General features: G+C 72.3%; 15 protein-coding genes. 4 read left to right on the forward strand and 11 right to left on the reverse strand.

The annotated features are described in order from the left end of the window. Positions 1-40: 40 nt before the first annotated feature. The 5 genes from ACIBQZ_RS25575 to ACIBQZ_RS25595 all read right to left on the reverse strand — a co-directional run bounded on the left by ACIBQZ_RS25575 (position 41) and on the right by ACIBQZ_RS25595 (position 6004). On the reverse strand, positions 41-727 hold the full coding sequence (locus tag ACIBQZ_RS25575) for a gamma-glutamyl-gamma-aminobutyrate hydrolase family protein (RefSeq protein ID WP_396091286.1): 687 nt from the start codon (positions 725-727) through the stop codon (positions 41-43). A gap of 218 nt (positions 728-945) precedes the next feature. After that, a complete protein-coding gene (locus ACIBQZ_RS25580; protein ID WP_396091287.1) occupies positions 946-1710 on the reverse strand; it encodes a 3-oxoacyl-ACP reductase in 765 nt (254 codons plus the stop codon). 10 nt (positions 1711-1720) lie between these two features. Beyond that, entirely contained in the window at positions 1721-3076 is a 1356-nt protein-coding gene (locus ACIBQZ_RS25585) for an aldehyde dehydrogenase family protein (RefSeq protein ID WP_396091288.1), read from the reverse strand. Continuing rightward, complete coding sequence (locus ACIBQZ_RS25590) at positions 3073-4419, reverse strand: glutamine synthetase family protein (RefSeq protein WP_396091289.1); 1347 nt, start codon at positions 4417-4419, stop codon at positions 3073-3075. The genes ACIBQZ_RS25585 and ACIBQZ_RS25590 overlap by 4 nt, the downstream gene beginning before the upstream one ends. A gap of 58 nt (positions 4420-4477) precedes the next feature. Next, positions 4478-6004 (reverse strand): amino acid permease, encoded by a 1527-nt coding sequence (locus tag ACIBQZ_RS25595; RefSeq protein WP_396091290.1) that lies wholly within the window; start codon positions 6002-6004, stop codon positions 4478-4480. 696 nt (positions 6005-6700) lie between these two features. Here ACIBQZ_RS25595 and ACIBQZ_RS25600 point away from each other — a divergent pair. Then, positions 6701-7099: a MerR family transcriptional regulator gene (locus ACIBQZ_RS25600; RefSeq protein ID WP_396091291.1), complete on the forward strand. Its 399-nt coding sequence runs from the start codon at positions 6701-6703 to the stop codon at positions 7097-7099. On the opposite strand, the gene ACIBQZ_RS25605 is transcribed toward ACIBQZ_RS25600, so the two are convergent. After that, complete coding sequence (locus ACIBQZ_RS25605) at positions 7057-7887, reverse strand: SDR family NAD(P)-dependent oxidoreductase (protein WP_396091315.1); 831 nt, start codon at positions 7885-7887, stop codon at positions 7057-7059. The two genes, ACIBQZ_RS25600 and ACIBQZ_RS25605, sit on opposite strands and share 43 nt — an antisense overlap. 72 nt (positions 7888-7959) lie before the next feature. On the opposite strand from ACIBQZ_RS25605, the gene ACIBQZ_RS25610 reads away from it, so the two are divergent. Then, entirely contained in the window at positions 7960-8640 is a 681-nt protein-coding gene (locus tag ACIBQZ_RS25610; RefSeq protein ID WP_396091292.1) for a DUF998 domain-containing protein, read from the forward strand. Between the two features lie 19 nt (positions 8641-8659). Here the strand turns inward: ACIBQZ_RS25610 and ACIBQZ_RS25615 are convergent, their stop codons facing one another. The 3 genes from ACIBQZ_RS25615 to ACIBQZ_RS25625 are packed head-to-tail and all read right to left on the reverse strand — an operon-like array spanning position 8660 to position 12020. Beyond that, a complete protein-coding gene (locus ACIBQZ_RS25615) occupies positions 8660-9247 on the reverse strand; it encodes a TetR/AcrR family transcriptional regulator (protein ID WP_396091316.1) in 588 nt (195 codons plus the stop codon). A gap of 2 nt (positions 9248-9249) precedes the next feature. Next, positions 9250-11394: a YhgE/Pip family protein gene (locus ACIBQZ_RS25620; RefSeq protein WP_396091293.1), complete on the reverse strand. Its 2145-nt coding sequence runs from the start codon at positions 11392-11394 to the stop codon at positions 9250-9252. After that, positions 11391-12020: an ATP-binding cassette domain-containing protein gene (locus ACIBQZ_RS25625; protein WP_396091294.1), complete on the reverse strand. Its 630-nt coding sequence runs from the start codon at positions 12018-12020 to the stop codon at positions 11391-11393. The genes ACIBQZ_RS25620 and ACIBQZ_RS25625 overlap by 4 nt, the downstream gene beginning before the upstream one ends. 131 nt (positions 12021-12151) lie before the next feature. Between ACIBQZ_RS25625 and ACIBQZ_RS25630 the strand changes: the two genes are divergently transcribed. Next, on the forward strand, positions 12152-13114 hold the full coding sequence (locus ACIBQZ_RS25630; protein ID WP_396091317.1) for an LLM class F420-dependent oxidoreductase: 963 nt from the start codon (positions 12152-12154) through the stop codon (positions 13112-13114). Between the two features lie 35 nt (positions 13115-13149). On the opposite strand, the gene ACIBQZ_RS25635 is transcribed toward ACIBQZ_RS25630, so the two are convergent. Both ACIBQZ_RS25635 and ACIBQZ_RS25640 read right to left on the reverse strand, forming a co-directional pair. Further along, positions 13150-13803 carry a fasciclin domain-containing protein gene (locus ACIBQZ_RS25635; protein ID WP_396091295.1) on the reverse strand — a complete coding sequence of 218 codons (654 nt, stop codon included), beginning with the start codon at positions 13801-13803 and terminating at the stop codon, positions 13150-13152. Positions 13804-13901: 98 nt separating this feature from the next. Further along, positions 13902-14741 carry a GNAT family N-acetyltransferase gene (locus ACIBQZ_RS25640; RefSeq protein WP_396091296.1) on the reverse strand — a complete coding sequence of 280 codons (840 nt, stop codon included), beginning with the start codon at positions 14739-14741 and terminating at the stop codon, positions 13902-13904. 125 nt (positions 14742-14866) lie between these two features. On the opposite strand from ACIBQZ_RS25640, the gene ACIBQZ_RS25645 reads away from it, so the two are divergent. Beyond that, positions 14867-15469, forward strand: a complete 603-nt coding sequence (locus tag ACIBQZ_RS25645) for a PadR family transcriptional regulator (protein ID WP_396091297.1) — start codon at positions 14867-14869, stop codon at positions 15467-15469. Positions 15470-16439: the final 970 nt, after the last annotated feature.

The following is a 16439-nucleotide window of genomic DNA, read 5'->3' on the forward strand; positions in this document are numbered from 1 at the left end:
CTGGCGTAAAACCTGCGTATCGGCTGTCGCCGCGGAACCCTTAGCCGGCCGCCGCCTCCACCAGGGCGCCGAACAGCCGTTTGTCCCGGGTCACCTCGGGGTGCCACTGCACCCCGAGCACGAACCTGTGCGCCGGATCCTCCACCGCCTCCGGCAGGCCGTCCTCGGCCCGGCCGGTGACAGTCAGCGTGCCCGGGTTGTTGATCCCCTGGTGGTGGAAGCAGTGCACCCGGGTGTCGTCGCCCATCAGGGTGGCGATCCGGCTGCCGGGCGCGAACCGGGCCTCGTGCTCGCCGTACACGCCGGGCGCGGGGCGGTGCCGGTGGTGCCCGAGCACGTCGGGCAGGTGCTGGTGCAGGCTGCCGCCGGCCGCGACGGTGAGCAGCTGCATGCCCCGGCAGACCCCGAGGACGGGCAGGTCCCGGGTGAGGGCCGCGCGCGCCAGCAGCATCTCGGCGGCGTCGCGATCCGGCCGGGTGACCGTCTCCGGGGCCGGGTCGGCGCCGTACAGCTCGGGGCCGAGGTCGGCGCCGCCGCTGAGCACGAGGCCGTCCAGGATTCGCAGCACGTCGGTGTCGAGGTCGTCCGGGGGCAGCAGCACGGCGCGCCCACCGGAGCGGGTGACCGCGGCGACATAGTCGTGCGGCACCAGCGTGGTGGGCAGGTTGTGCCAGACACCCCAGGTGGCGGGCTCCACATAGGTGGTGATGCCGATGACGGGTCGCATCTTTACCAAGATATCCAGGTCCTGCTACGGCCGGATCAACCGAGCGGGTGATCCGGAGGGGAGTGCGCGGCGCCGGCTCGGAGAGCCGGCGCCGCACCCGGGTCCTCGGACCCACCCGTGCAGCGATCGCAGCGTGCGCGAGCGGAGATTCGACCCCTTCGCCCCGCGTGAGCTGGGCGTACGAAGCTGGTCCCCGCAGTTCGTGGAGTTCAAACACCCTAAAGAGGAGTTACATACGCCCCGGTGATACCACCGTCGACGACGAACTGGGACGCGGTCATGAACGACGCGTCGTCGCTGGCCAGGAAGGCCACCGCCGCGGCGATCTCGGCGGGTTCGGCGAACCGGCCCATCGGCACGTGCACCAGCCGCCGGGCGGCCCGCTCCGGGTCCTTGGCGAACAGGTCCATGAGCAGCGGAGTGGCCACCGGTCCGGGACAGAGCGCGTTGATCCGGATGCCCTCGCGGGCGAACTGCACGCCCAGCTCGCGGGTCATTGCCAGCACCCCGCCCTTGCTGGCGGTGTACGCGATCTGCGAGGTCGCCGCCCCCAGCAGCGCCACGAACGAGGCGGTGTTGATGATCGAGCCCTTGCCCTGCCGCTGCATGTGCGGGATCGCGTACTTGCAGCAGAAGAACACGCTGGTGGTGTTCACCCGCAGCACGCGCTCCCACGCCTCGATGCCGGTGACCAGGATCGAGTCGTCGTCCGGCGGGGAGATGCCGGCGTTGTTGAAGGCGATGTCGACCCGGCCGTACCGCTCGGCCACGCCGTCGAACAGCGCCTTGACCGACTCCTCGTCGCTGACGTCACAGGCGACGAACTCGCCGCCCACCTCGTCGGCGGCGGCCTTGCCGGCGTCCGCCGAGATGTCGACGCAGACGACCTTGGCGCCCTCGGTCGCGAACCGCCGGGCGGTGGCCAGCCCGATGCCGCTACCGGCACCGGTGATGACGGCTACCCGATCCTGCAAACGCTCCACAGCTGACCTCTCAGGAATCCGTCGAGATGAACACGTTCTTGACGTCGGTGAACGACAGCACCGCGTCGGGGCCGAGCTCGCGGCCGAGACCGGACTGTTTCATGCCGCCGAACGGCGTCCAGTACCGCACCGACGAGTGTGAGTTGACGCTGAGCGCGCCGGTCTCGACCGCCCGGGACACCCGCAGCGCCCGGCCCACGTCGCGGGTCCAGAGACTCCCCGACAGGCCGTACTCGGTGTCGTTGGCGAGCCGGACGGCGTCCTCCTCGTCGCGGAAGGGCAGCACCGAGAGCACCGGGCCGAAGACCTCCTCGCGCCAGTGCCGGTCACTGGTCGAACGCGCGAGCAGCACGGTCGGCGAGAACCACCAGCCGGGGCCGTCCGGCGAGGTGCCCCGGAACGCCACGTCGGCGTCGTCAACGAAGGTCGACACCGAGCGGCGCTGCGCCGCCGAGATCAGCGGTCCCATCTCGGCGGTCGGCCGGGCCGGGTCCTCGACCCGGAACGCGCGCACCGCCGGCTCCAGCAGGGCGAGGAACTTGTCGTACACGGACTCCTGGATGAGCAACCGGGAGCGTGCGCAGCAGTCCTGGCCGGCGTTGTCGAAGACGCTCGCCGGCGCCGCCGCGGCGGCCTTCTCCAGGTCGGCGTCGGCGAAGACGATGTTGGCGCTCTTGCCGCCCAGCTCCAGGGTGACCCGTTTCACCTGGTCCGCGCACCCCGCCATGATCGATTTTCCGACCTCGGTGGAGCCGGTGAAGCAGACCTTGCGCACCGCCGGGTGGGTGACGAACCGCTGCCCGACCACGCTGCCCTTGCCCGGCAGCACGGTGAACACCCCCTCCGGCAGCCCGGCCTCGAGTGCCAGCTCGCCGAGCCGGAGCGCGGTCAGCGGGGTCAGCTCGGCCGGCTTGAGCACCACGGTGTTGCCGGCCGCCAGCGCCGGGGCGAACCCCCAGCCGGCGATCGGCATCGGGAAGTTCCACGGCACGATGATGCCGACCACGCCGAGCGGCTCGTGGAAGGTGACGTCGAGGCCACCGGCGACCGGGATCTGCCGGCCGGAGAGCCGCTCGGGCGCGCCCGCGTAGTAGTCCAGCACGTCGCGGACGTTGCCGGCCTCCCAGCGGGCGTTGCCGATGGTGTGCCCGGCGTTGCGGACCTCCAGCCCGGCGAGCTCCTCGCGGTGGTCGTCCACGACCGCGGCGAAGCGCCGCAGCAGCCGCGCCCGGTCCCCGGGCGCCACCTGCCGCCAGGATGCAAAAGCTCGCTGCGCCCGCTCGATCGCGGCGTCGGTCTCGGCCGGACCCAGCGACGGTACGGAGGTGAGCACCGTCCCGGTAGCCGGGTTGATCACATCTGTCACAGGCGCTCGAATCCCCTACGAAGTTCCCAGTCGGTGACCGCCGCATCGAACGCGGCCAGCTCGATCTTGCCCATGTTGACATAGTGCGCGACGACCTCCGGGCCGAACGCGTCCGCCGCCACCGGGCTGAGGTCCCACAGCTCCACCGCGTCCCGCAGGTGCGTGGGCACCCGCGGCGCCGAGGCGTCCTCGTACGCGTTGCCGCGGAACTCCGGCTCCAGCTCCAGCTCGTTCTCCAGCCCGTGCAGCGCCCCCGCCACCAGCGCCGCGATGGCCAGGTACGGGTTCACGTCCCCGCCCGGCACCCGGTTCTCCACCCGCATCCCCTCGCCGTGCCCCGCCATCCGCAGCGAGCAGGTGCGGTTGTCCACGCCCCAGCGCAGCGCGGTCGGCGCGAACGAGCCCGGCTGGTACCGCTTGTACGAGTTGATGTTCGGCGCGAAGAGCAGGCTGAACTCGCGCATGGTGGCCAGCAGCCCGGCCAGCACCCGCCGGCCGGTGACGCTCAGGTGGGCCGGGCCGTCGCCGAGCATCGCCGAGCGGCCGTCCTCGCCGCGCAGCGAGAAGTGGATGTGGCAGGAGTTGCCCTCACGCTCGTTCGGTTTGGCCATGAAGGTCAGCGCCATGCCCTCCTGGGCGGCGATCTCCTTGGCCCCGTTCTTGTAGATCACGTGGTTGTCGGCGCAGGTCAGCGCGTCGGCGTAGCGGAAGGCGATCTCGTGCTGGCCGAGGTTGCACTCGCCCTTGGCGCTCTCCGGGATCAGCCCGGCGCCGTACATCTCGTTGCGGATGCGGCGCAGCAGCGGCTCCACCCGGGCAGTGCCGAGCAGCGAGTAGTCCACGTTGTACTGGTTCGCCGGGGTCAGCCCCCGGTAGTCTTTGCTGAACGCCTGCTCGTAGGTGTCGCGGTAGAGCACGAACTCCAGCTCGGTGCCCGCGTACGCGGTCAGGCCGTGCTCGGCCAGCCGGTCGAGCTGGCGGCGCAGGATCTGCCGGGGCGAGGCGTAGACCGGGTCGCCGGCGGTGGTCTCCAGGTCGGCCAGGACCATCGCCGTGCCGGGCTGCCAGGGGACGTGGCGCAGCGTGCTGAAGTCGGGGCGCATCACGAAGTCGCCGTAACCGCTGTTCCACGACGACATCTCGTAGCCGTCCACGGTGTTCATGTCGACGTCGACCGCGAGCAGGTAGTTGCAGCCCTCGCTGCCGCCGGCCACCACCTCGTTCATGAAGAACGGGCCGTGCAGCCGTTTGCCCTGGAGCCGTCCCTGCATGTCGGTGAGCGCGAGCAGGACGGTGTCGATGCTGCCGTTCGTGACGGCGACGTCGAGGTCTTCGAGATCCATCCGGTTCCCTCCAGGGGCGTGGGGCCGGGCGGCTGCCCGGCCCCGCTCTACTAACAGTTCACTCCCCGGCCGGCAACGTCGGCTCCCCGTGCGCGGCCTTCTCGATCAGGTTGTGCTTGGGGCCGGTGAACCACTTGCGGGCACTGGCGAACCACCACACCGTTGCCCCGCCGAGGACCACGGCAACCGCGACGATCGTGTAGTTGAAGTTCGCCGCGGTGATCGGGCCCGCCACCGGCAGGATGAACAGCACGCAGATGACCACGACCCAGACGATCGCGATCCAGCCGACCACCGCGCTCCACCGGCCCAGGTTCCACGGGCCCGGGACGAAGTCGGGGTTGCGGCGCCGCAGCAGCACCGGTCCCACGTACGCGATGTAGAGGCCGATGACCGCGATGGAGGTCGCGGCCGCGTACGCGGTGGTGTTCCACAGCGACGGCAGCACCAGCAGGGTGGAGATGGCCACGCAGAGCCAGATGGAGTTGGTCGGCGTACCGGTGCGGGGGTTGACCTTCTTCCACAGCCGGGAGCCGGGCAGCGCGCCGTCGCGGGCGAACGCGTACGACATCCGGGAGTTCGCCGTCACCGACGCCATGCCGCAGAAGAACTGCGCGACCACGCAGATGAACAGCAGGAACGTGCCCAGGTTGTGCCCGGCCGCGTCGATGAAGATCTGCGCGGGCGGCAGCCCGAGGTCGGTGGTCCGCTGCGCGTCGTAGTCCTGGATCGACCAGGTGATCGCCACCAGCAGCACGAAGCCGGCGATGACCGAGACCACGACCGAGAGCACGATGCCGCGCGGGGCAGCCCGGGCGGCGTCGTGGGTCTCCTCGGCCACGTGCGCGGAGGCGTCGTAGCCGGTGTAGGTGTACTGCGCCATCAGCAGACCGATCAGCACGGCATAGAACGCGGCGCCCTGGAAGGTGAAGCCGGTCTCGTTGCGGACCTCGAAGAACACCTCCGAGATCGGCTTGTGCTGGTCCGGCACGACCGCGAGCACCACCACGATCACCGCGACGCCGATCAGGTGCCACCAGGCGCTGACGTCGGAGAGCAGCCGCACCAGGCTGACCCCGAACGTGTTCAGCAGGCCGTGCGCGACGATCAGCACCAGGAAGATCAGGAACGTCCGGCCCTTGGTGACCTCCATGTCGAAGGTCAGGCTCAGGAACGCCGAGGTGGTGATCGCGGCGCCGAAGTCGATCGCCGCGGTGACCGCCACCTCGCCGAGGAAGTTGAACCAGCCGATGAACCAGGCCCAGGCCGCCTTGTTGCGCTTGGCGAGCGCGGCGGCCCACCAGTAGAGCGCGCCGGCGGTCGGATAGGCCGAGCAGACCTCCGCCATGGCGAGCGCCACGAAGGTGACCATGATGCCGACGAACACCCAGCCGAGGGTGATCGCTATCGGGCCGCCCGCGTTCATGGCGATGCCGTACGACGTGATGGCGCCGGCCAGGATGGAGATGATCGAGAAGGAGACCGCGAAGTTCGAGAAGCCGGACAGTCGGCGGTGCAGTTCCTGCTGGTAGCCGAGCTGGGCGAGGCGTTCTTCGTCGGTACTGGGGGCAGGGCTGATGCTCATTGCCACTCCCTGAGTCCGAGGGCAGTTGTGACCTGGGCCACCACTGTTCGGTGATGATCTACCCACGGTGTTACGGCCGTCAATGAGCCGTGTTAATTGCGTTGCCGGGCGCCGAGGGTTACCCGCACACTCGTAGACATGTCAGGGCAACCGAACGCTTCATGCGCGGCCCTGCCGGTGTTCTGAACGCCGTTGATCGGCGCGCGAGCCCTCGGCAGGCTTCGCGAACACCTGGGGACGCCACCGGCTCCCCACCCCGCGGCGGCGCGGGACGCGGTCACCTCTCTCACGACACAGCGCAGGCTGTGCCACGCGCCCGTCCCGCGCCGCCGCCCTATTCGCCCGAAAAATCTACAGCGGCGAGTCTAGAAATCTCCCCGTGGCAGGCATAACATCACAGAGGTCGGCGACGCACAGCCGGCAGTGCAACTGGCTCGAGATCTGCCCAGCGACTGGGCAACACGCTGAGTTGGTAAGGAGGACGAGATACCGCAGCAACGCGAACTCGCAAAGTCCCCGACCCGACAAGAGGTGATCGCAGCCGATGCCCATCACTCAGGTCACGCGCTAGCGGCACGCAAGCGGCGTGACCGTGCCGACGACGGTCGGCCCCAGAATTGAACAGCCAAGGCCCCGGTAACCCGCCGGGGCCTTGGACTGTCTCCACCCCCCCGGCACCCCCGCACGGAAGGCAGCATGAGCACCGCGTTCGACAACGCCGACCTCCCGGCGTACACCATGGGCCGCGCCGCCGACCTGATCGGCGTGACGCCGGCCTTCCTGCGCAGCCTCGGGTCCGCGGGCCTGATCGAGCCGGAGCGCTCACACGGCGGGCACCGGCGCTACTCCCGGCACCAGTTACGGCTCGCCGCCCGGGTCCGGCAGCTGCTCGACGAGGGCATGCTGCTCACCGCGGCGTGCCGGATCGTCATGCTGGAGGACCGGCTGGCGGCGGCCCACCGGCGGATCGTCGAGCTGGGCGGCACGCTGACCGACGACGACAACGCGGACCTGCCGACCGCGACCCACCCGGACATCGCGACCACCCGCTACTACCCCTCGCCGCGCCCCGACCGCTCCCCGTCGGCGCCGTAGACCGCGACCAGGCTGGCCTCCCAGAGCAGCCGGGCGCGCTCCGGCGACACCGAACGCCCGGTCGCGCCGAACGGGCGGCGCCCCGCGAAGTAGCCACCCGGCACCGCGGCCGCCGGGTCGTCGGCCAGCCAGAGCAGCGTGTCCGCGCCGTGCTCCGGGCTGCGGAAGACGAGCCGGCCCAGCGCGAACAGAGGGCTCCGTTTGCCGAAGCCGCTGCGGATCAGGCCGGGGAAGAAACAGGTCGGCACTATCCCGTACGGGGCCCAGCGGCGGGCGGCCTCGATCGTGAAGAGCAGGTTGGCCTGTTTGCCGGCGCCGTACGCCGCCCACCGGCTGACCTGCCGCCGGCCGGGCCGCCGCACGTCGAGCGTGCCCCATGCCTCGGCCGCGGAGCCGGTGGTGATGATCCGGGCGGGCGCCGCCGCCCGCAGCCGGTCCAGCAGCAGGTGGGCGAGGAGGAAGCCGCCGAGGTGGTTGATCTGCACGCCCGGGTCGAAGCCGTCCACGGTGAGCCGGCGGGCCGGCGCGAGCTGCCCGGCGTTGTTCGCCAGCACGTCGATCCGCTCGTGCTCGGCCGCCACCCGGGCGCCGGCTGCGCGCACCTCGTCGAGCACCGCGAAGTCGGCCCGGTACGCCGCCGGCGTGCGCCCACCGGCGGCCCGCACGACCTCGACCGCGTGCCGCAACCGCCCCGGATCGCGGCCGAGCAGCACCACCTCGTTGCCGCCGCGCGCGAACGCGGCAGCCGCGGCCAGCCCGATCCCCGAACTGCCACCGGTGACGACCACGGTGCGCTGCTGTGCCATGCACCCATTGGATCAGCACCGGGCCGCCCGCTCGCGGCGGTTACCGTTCAGATCATGGCTTTGTCCGGGCACCGCCGCGGCCGGATCGCCCTGCTGGCCGGCGCGGCCGTGCTGGCCGGGGCGCTCACGATGCTGGCCGGGCTGATCGCCGCGCCCGGACCGTGGACCGCCGGCTACGTCAGCGAGGCCGGCACCACCGGGATGCCGCTGGCCCTGGCGTACCGTTGGGGGCTGGGCGGGCTCGCGCTCGGGGTGGCGCTGCTGGGGCAGGCGTTGCGCCGCGACTCGCGGCCGGTGGCGGTGCTGCTGAGCGTCGCGGCGGTGCTGGCCGCCGGGTCCGGCGTCGTGCCCTGCACCGACGGTTGCCCGCTGCCGCCGTACGAGCCCACCACGGTCGCCGACGTCACGCATACCGTGGCCAGCGTCATCGGCATGATCGTGCTGGCCGTGGCGATGGCGCTGATCGCCCTCTCCCGGCCGTTCGGCGTCGTGCTGCGGCGGCTCGCGGCCACCGCCGTCGTGGTCATCGTGCCGCTCGGCGCCGTGCTGGGCCTGACCATGCTGCTGGCCGGCCGGGGGCCGCTCAGCGCCGGGCTCGAACGGGCGGCGCTGGTCGTCGCGGTGAGCTGGCTGGTCGGCACCGCGATCGGGGCGGCCCTGCCCCGCCCGGCCCCGCCCGAGCCGGAGCCCGGCAGCCGCGCCCTGGCCCGGCGCGGCGGATCCACGGCCGGCTGAGTGGGCGCCGCCGGTCCGCTCAGGCGACCCGGCGCACGATCGCGAGCAGCGACTGCTCGACGTCCTCGATCGCCCGGTCCGGCTGGAACACCAGCCAGTCGACCGCCACCACCAGGCCGACGCCGAACAGCGCCGACGAGGCCACCCGGACGTCCAGGTCGGCCGGCAGGTCACCGGACTCCACGCCGGCCCGGACGGTCTCCGCGATCACGCCGATCGCCTGCTCCCGCAGCAGCACCAGGGTCTGCTGCCACTCCCGGTTGGTCCGCCACATCTCCGAGAGCAGGAGCTGGGCGAAGGCGCGGTACCGGCGGATGTACTCCAGCTGGGCCCGGATCAGCGCGGCCACCGCCTCGCGCGGCGGCAGCCCGGCGACCGCCGCGCGGAACTCCTCGGTCAGCAGGTTGATGCCGTGCCGCAGCAGCTCCTCGAAGAGCGCGGTCTTGGAGGCGAAGTTGTAGTAGACGGTGCCCTTGGCCACCTTGGCCCGCAACGCGATGTCGTCGACCGTGGTCGCCGAGAAGCCCTGCTCGGCGATCAGCTCCACCGCCGCCTCGAACAGCCGCTGCCTGGTGTCCTCGCGCCTGCGGGTCCGTCCGTCCACGATTGTCAGATCACCAGCTCCGGATGCAGGTCGGACGGGGTGAGCCGCCGCGACCGGTGGGCCACTGCCACGGTCAGGGCCAGCGCGGCGAGGCCGTAACCCAGCAACGCCAGCCCGCCGGTCACCACCGTACCGGCCGGGCCGCCGTCGATCGCGTGGCGCAGGGCGTCCACCACGTAGGTCATCGGCAGCAGCGGGTGGATCGCCTGGAAGAACGGCGGCGAGGTCTGCACCGGGTAGGTGCCGCCCGAGGAGGTCAGCTGGAGCATCAGCCCGGCCAGCGCGACGATCCGGCCGCCCGGGCCGAACGCGGCGCCGAGCAGCTGCATGATCGCCGCGAACGCGGTCGCGGTGAGCATGAGCAGGCCCAGGGTGACCAGCGGCCGCACCGGGTTCAGGCCGAGGCCGAAGACCACCACCGAGTACAGCAGCGCCGCCTGGGTCAGCCCCACCGCCACCGCCGGCAGCAGCCCGGCCAGCGCCACCCGGTACGCGGGCGCGCCGGACACCACGTACCGCCGGTTCAGCGGTCGCAGCAGCATGAAAGTGATCATCGCGCCCACCCAGAGCGCCAGCGCCAGGAAGTACGGGGCGAAGCCGATGCCGTACGTGGCGGCCGGATGGCGCACGGTGCGGTCCAGGGCGACCGGGTCGCTCAGCACGTCCGCGCGGTGGGACGGGTCGTCGCCGTACCCGGGAAGCTGGTCGGCCCCGTCGGCCAGCCCGGACGCCAGTTTTGCGGCGCCACCCTGCAGGTCGCCGAGGCCGGCGGCGAGCTGGCGGCCACCGGCGGTGAGCGAGTCGAGGCCGCCGTCCAGCTCGCGCGCGCCGGACGCCAGCCGGAAGATGCCGCCGCGCAGCTCGTCGGCGCCGGTCGCGGCATCGGTGGCGCCGCTGTTGACCCGCTGCGCCCCGGTGGCGAGGTCACCGAGGCCGGCGGCCAGCTGGTCGACGCTGCTGCGGGCGGCGGCCACGTCGTCGGCCAGGTGCGGCGCGGCGTCGGCGACCTTGCGGGCGGTGGCGGCGACGTGGTGCAGCCGATCGCTCAGCCCGTCCAGGTCGGCGGCGTGGATGGTGGACCGGACCCGCTCGGCGGCGGCGACCAGCTGCTTGGCGAGCGCCTTCATCTCGGCGAGGTCCGGCGTGCCCGCGGGCAGCGCGTTGACGTACTTCTGCAGGTCATGCGCCCGCTGCACGGTGTCGCCGGCGGCGTCGTCGAGCCGGTCCACGTTGCGGGCGAGCAGGTCGGCGCCGTCGGCCACCTGATCGGCGGCGTCCTCGATGAGCTTGGCGTGCTGCCGCAGCAACGGCTCGACCTGGTCGGCGGCGGCGTCCACCGCGGTCGCCAGCTGCCGGCCGCCGGCTGCCGCCTGCCGCGTACCGGTGGCGAGCTGGGCCGTTCCGGCCTGGAGCGTGGCCAGGCCGTCGGCAAGCCGGTCGGCGCCCTGCGCGGCGCTGCCGAGCCCGTGGGAGAGCTGCCCCGCGCCACGGTCGGCGTCGGTGAGGCCACCGGCGAGCCGGTCGGCGCCGGCACCGGCGTCGCCGAGCCCGGCGTCCAGCCTGGCGGCGCCGTCGGCGGCCCGCTCGGACTGCGCCTTGGCATCGGTGAAACCGATCAGCATCTTGTCGAAGTAGCCGGCCTGGGCGCTCTGCGCGGCGGCAGCCTGCACCTCCTGGAAGGCGGTGCGGGAGAAGACCCCGGACAGGTAGTTGGTGGCGTCGTCGTTGACCACGACAAGCTGGGACGAGGTCGGGGTGGCGTCCGGGTCCGGGCCGGTGGTGAGGTCCCGGGAGAAGTCGCGCGGGATGCGCAGGGACAGCTGGTAACTGCCGTCGGCAAGACCGGCCTCGGCGCCGCGCTCGTCGGTGACGTGCCAGTCGAAGATCTCGCGCCGGACCAGCTCGTCGGCGAGGTCGCGGCCGGCGTGCACCGTCGTGCCGTCGCTCGCGGTGGCGGTGACGTCCTCGACGACGAGGGCGGCGGGGATGTGGTTGAGCCTGCCGTAGGGATCCCAGAACGCGTAGAGGTAGAGGGCGCCGTAGAGCAGGGGAACGACGCAGAGGACGGCGAGGGCGGCGGCGGGCAGGCGACCGCGCAGGAAGCGGCGCAGCTCGAACCCGGCGAGCCGGACGCTGGACAACCCGGTCACGACTTCTCCTCCTGCTGGGTGTCGCCGTCCACCGGCTCAGGTTCTGGTTCCCGTTCGGCCGCTTCGCCCAGGCGGATCACTGTGGACACCTGGTCCGGGTTGATCTCGCGGGCCGTCACCAGCACCGCGATCCCGTCCGCCGCGATCCCCCCGAGCACCGACCACAGCTCGGCCGACTCCCGCGCGTCCAGTCCCTCGTCCACCGCATCCAGCGCGATCACCCGGGGCTGTTCCAGCCGCGCCAGCACCAACCCGAGCAGCTGGCGCTGGAAGGGGCTCAGCTCGTACCCCTTGGTCAGCGGATCCAGGCCGAGCAGCGGCACCTGGCCGGCCTCCCGCGGCGGCCGGCCGAGCAGCAGCAACCGCTCCTGGACGTGCTCCCGCACCGTCAGCACCGGCTCCGCCGAGGTCACCTCGGGCACCCAGCCCAGCGAGGCCGACCCGGTCACCCGGCCGGCGGACAGCTTGAAGCGGCGGGCCAGCGCGAGCAGCACCGTCGTCCGCCCGCTGCCCGGCGGGCCGACGATCGCGACGAGCTCACCCGGCTCGACGCTGACGTCGAGGTTGTCGAAGAGCCATCGGCGGCGGCGACGTACGCCCGCCCCGGCAGCGGTCAGAACCGGCATCACGGGCACCCACTTTTCGCACTGACTGGTCAGTACAAATAGTTACCCGTCATTCCCGGCCACGAAAAGGGGCAGTGGTGGACCTCACCTCGATCACAAGGCAGGATCGGGACATGTCGACGCGCTGGGGCATGACCGTACCGCTGGGCGGGGTTCCACTGGCCGAGCACGCCGCGGTCTTCGCGGCCCTGACCGACGCGGGGTTCACCGACCTGTGGTCGTCGGAGGTGGCCGGCACGGACGCCTTCACCCCGCTGACGCTGGCCGCCGCCTGGCAGCCACGGGCCCGGCTCGGCACCGCGATCACCCCGGTCTTCACCCGCGGGCCGGCGCTGCTGGCGATGACCGCGGCCGCCCTGGCCGAGGCCGCGCCGGGCCGGTTCCAGCTGGGCATCGGCGCGTCGTCACCGGTTGTGGTCGGCGACTGGAACGCCGCCGAGTTCACCGAGCCGTTCGCCCGCAGCCGCGACATGCTGGAGTTCCTCCGGCCCGCGCTGGCCGGCGAGGTGGTCGACCGGGAGTTCAGCACGTTCCGGGTCCGTCGCTTCCGGCTCGAACGGCCGCCGGCCACCCCGCCCGGGATCCTGCTCGCCGCGCTGCGCCCGGGCATGCTCCGGCTGGCCGCGGCCCGCGCCGACGGCGTGATCCTGAACTGGCTGGCCGCCACCGACGTGCCCCGGGCGCTGGCCGAGGCCAAGACGGACCGGCCGGAGTTCGACGTGGTCGCGCGCATCTTCGTGTGCCCGACCGAGGACGCGGCCTACGCCCGTACGGTCGGCCGCCGGATGATCGCCGCCTACCTGACCGTGCCGGCGTACGCGGAGTTCCACCGGTGGCTCGGCCGCGAGCCGGCGCTGGGAGCGATGTGGACGGCGTGGGCCGCGGGCGACCGCAAGGGCGCGCTCGCGGCGATCCCGGACGAGGTGGTGGACGAGCTGATCGTGCACGGCTCGCCGGAGCAGTGCCGCGACCACGTGGCCCGGTACGCCCAGGCCGGCGTCGACGTCCCGGTCATGGCCCTGGTGCCGACCCCGGAGCTGACCGCCGGTGGCGCGGCCGCCCTGACCGAGCTGCTGCCCCGCCTCGGCCGCTGACGGGTGTCTGGCGGGCCGGGGCGGGGCAGCGGCGATCAGGGCAGGTTGACCGGGCGCAGCACGCGGTCGATCGCGTGGGCGAGCTGACGGTTGCCGGCGTTGATGTTGAAGACGATCGCCCGCGGGTTGCGGTCGTTGGTGTCCTTGTCCTTGAGCCACACCTGGGCCGGCTGGTGCCGCGGGTGCCGCACGTCCACCTTGATGGTGGCGCCCAGCGCGGTCTTGAGCTTGACGTTGTCGGCCTTGAGCGCCCGGCTCTTGGTGACCCGTACGCCCGGCACGACGTGGTAGAGCAGGACGCTTTCGACGGTGTTGATGCCCAGCCCGGCCACGACGGAGAACGCCTTCTTCTCCGACGGGGTCTTGCGGGCCTTGGTCGCCTCCTTGGCCAGCTGCTGGAAGGCGGCATCGGTGGGCAGGAACGCGGTCAGCCGGGTCTGGCCCTGGGTCAGCACCTTGACCGGCGAGTTCGGCTTGGCGTCCAGCACCGCCAGCACCGCCGACTTCAGGATGTCGAAGTCGCGGCCGTTGTGGTCAAAACCGCTCTTGTCCTTGAGCAGCACCGCGGCCAGCGAGCGCTGGGCCAGCGGCTTGGTGGTGGCCTGCGCGGGCGCGGCAGCGGCGGTGGTGACCATGACGGTGGCCATGGCGGCGACGGTGAGGCGGGTGGTGAGGCGAGCGACGTTCATCGGTGAACCCTTCCGCGAAGCACCAGGATCGTGACTGCTGTCACGACCTATGCTTCGGCGGCGGGAGGCCCGCCGGATGCACCAGGTCTCGGGGAAGATCAGAACAGCACGGTGGCGAAGCTGCCGTTCGGCACGAAGCCGCAGCGCGCGTAGACCCGCCGGGCCGGCGCGTTGTAGTCGTTGACGTACAGGCTCACGGTCGGCGCGACCCGGCGCAGCGCGTCGTGCAGCACCGCCGCCATCGAGGCGGCGGCCAGCCCGCGCCCCCGGAATTCCGGGTCCACCCAGACGCCCTGCACCTGCGTGGTGCGCCGGGTGACGATCGCCAGCTCGGCCTTGAACACGACCCGGTCGCCGACGAACCGCGCATAGGCCCGCTTCGACCGCACCAGGTCGGAGATCCGCCGCCGATAACCGCGCCCGCCGTCGTCGACCAGCGGCGAGACGCCGACCTCCTCGGTGTACATCGCCACGGCGGCCGGAAAAAGCTGATCGATCTCGCCGGGCTGCACCAGCCGCACCTCGGGGTCGGCCGCGATCGGCGCCTCCCGGTCGGCGACCAGCAGCGGCTGATGCGGTCGCACGTCCCGGGCCGGCCCCCAGTGCCCACCGAGCCGCTCCCACAGATCAAGCACGGCGTCGGTGCGCCCGATGATCGACGAGCAGATCCGCGGCTCGGCGCCGAGCAGATCGGCAAACGCGGAAACCGCCGCCGGCGTCGTGCAGACCGGCACCAGATGCGCACCGGACCAGCACAACGACTCGATCCGCCGCCCCGCCCCGTAGCCGTAGACCCGCCCGTCGGACCGCCACCAGTTCAGCCCATGCGCCGCCACCCGCTCGGCGATCTGAGCGCCGGCGAAGGGGTCTTGGTCGAGGATCCGCTCGACCGTCGCCCGCTCGGACTCGCCGAGCTGACGAATGGGCACCGTCAACACAGCTATCAGATTGCCAGATGGCAGCCCCGACACGCCTGCGCCCTCCCCCACGGATCCAAGAAACCCTTGCCGCGGACATGTTGCCGATATATCGTCTAACTATCGACAACCGATCGGAGAAGATCATGCGACACCACCACATGCACGAGGGCCGCATCCACCCGGGCAACCTGCGCGAGGGCCTGATGCGCGGTTTCGGCTTCCCACCCGGATTCCCGTTCGGCCCGGGCGGCCACGGCGGCTTCGGCCCCGGCGGCCCAGGATTCGGTCACGGCCCCCGCCGCGGCGGCCGCGGCAGCCGCCCCAACGTCCGCCCGGCCCTGCTGGCACTGCTCCTGGAACGCCCGATGCACGGCTACGAGATGATCCAGGAACTGGAGAGCCGCACCGGCGGCATCTGGCGCCCGAGCCCGGGCTCGGTCTACCCGACCCTGCAGCTCCTCGAGGACGAGGGCCTGATCGAAGCGGAGGCCACCGGCGGCCGCAAACGCTTCACGCTGACCGACGCGGGCCGCGAGGAAGCCACCACGGCCGCGGAGAACCCGCCGTGGGCCCAGTTCAGCAACGACACAATGTCCCAGGTCCAGGACTTCCGCGACGCGGCGATCGGCATCATGGACGCGCTGCGCCAGGTGGGCTTCAACGGCACCCCGGAACAACGCGACAAGGCCCTGGCAGTACTGACGGAAACCAAGCGCAAGCTCTACGCCATCCTCGCGGACGAGTAGGCCTTATCTTCTTGGGAAAAGGCGCACCCTTTGCGGTGCGCCTTCTCTTTTTCGGATACGGCGCCGGTGGTGTGCCAACCGCAACACCGTCGCCCACCCGCACACGCCGGGCCGGACTCCGAGCGACCACTCACCAACCTGCCGCCCGTCACCCACCACAAACGACAGCCGACCACCAGCAGCGCGGCGCGGGACGCGGGGCCCGGGACGGCGCGGGGCGGCAAGGCAAGGCCCGCCGGGACGCGGGGCCCGGCGGGGCGCGGGGGCGAGGCGCGGCGCGGCCCGGCGCGAGGCGCGAGGCCCGGCGCGGCGCGGCGCGGCGCGAGGCGAGGCCCGGCGCGAGGCGAGGCCCGGCGCGAGGCGAGGCCCGGCGCGGCGCGAGGCCCGGCCCGGCGCGGGGCGGGGCGGGGCGCGAGGCGAGGCCCGGCCCGGCGCGAGGCGCGAGGCCCGGCCCGGCCCGGCGCGAGGCTCGGCCCGGCGCGGGGCGAGGCCCGGCGTAGAGCATGGAGGCCCGGCACAGAGCGCGGGGCGAGGGCCGGCACAGGGCGAGGCGCGGGGCAGGACGCGGTCGCGGGGACGCGGCACAGGGTGAGACGCGGACGCGGACGCGGCGCCGGGCACGGGCCGCGGACGCGGGCGCACAGCGCGGGCACAGCGCGGGCGCAGCTGCCGCCTGCCCGCTGACCGCCGGCTGCTTGTCACCTGCCTGCCCGCCGACCGCCGACCGCCGGCTGCCTACTGCCCGCCGCGCGCGAATCTTGTAGCACCATGGCTCGGAGCTAACCGCCCGACATTCGCCATTCAGTGCCGTCGCAGCCTCAGCGGCAGCCTTCCCGCAGATCTTGATGAGCTAAAACGTTCCAGCAAAACCGCCGAGTAGCCGGAGGGAGTTTCACCCTCCGGCCCTCACAGATCCGTACGTGACAGTCTCCTGTCATACGGCTCTTGTCGTCCTGATCATCAGAAGGTG

Source organism: Actinoplanes sp. NPDC049599, from assembly GCF_044465625.1.
In the GTDB taxonomy this organism is placed as follows: domain Bacteria; phylum Actinomycetota; class Actinomycetes; order Mycobacteriales; family Micromonosporaceae; genus Actinoplanes.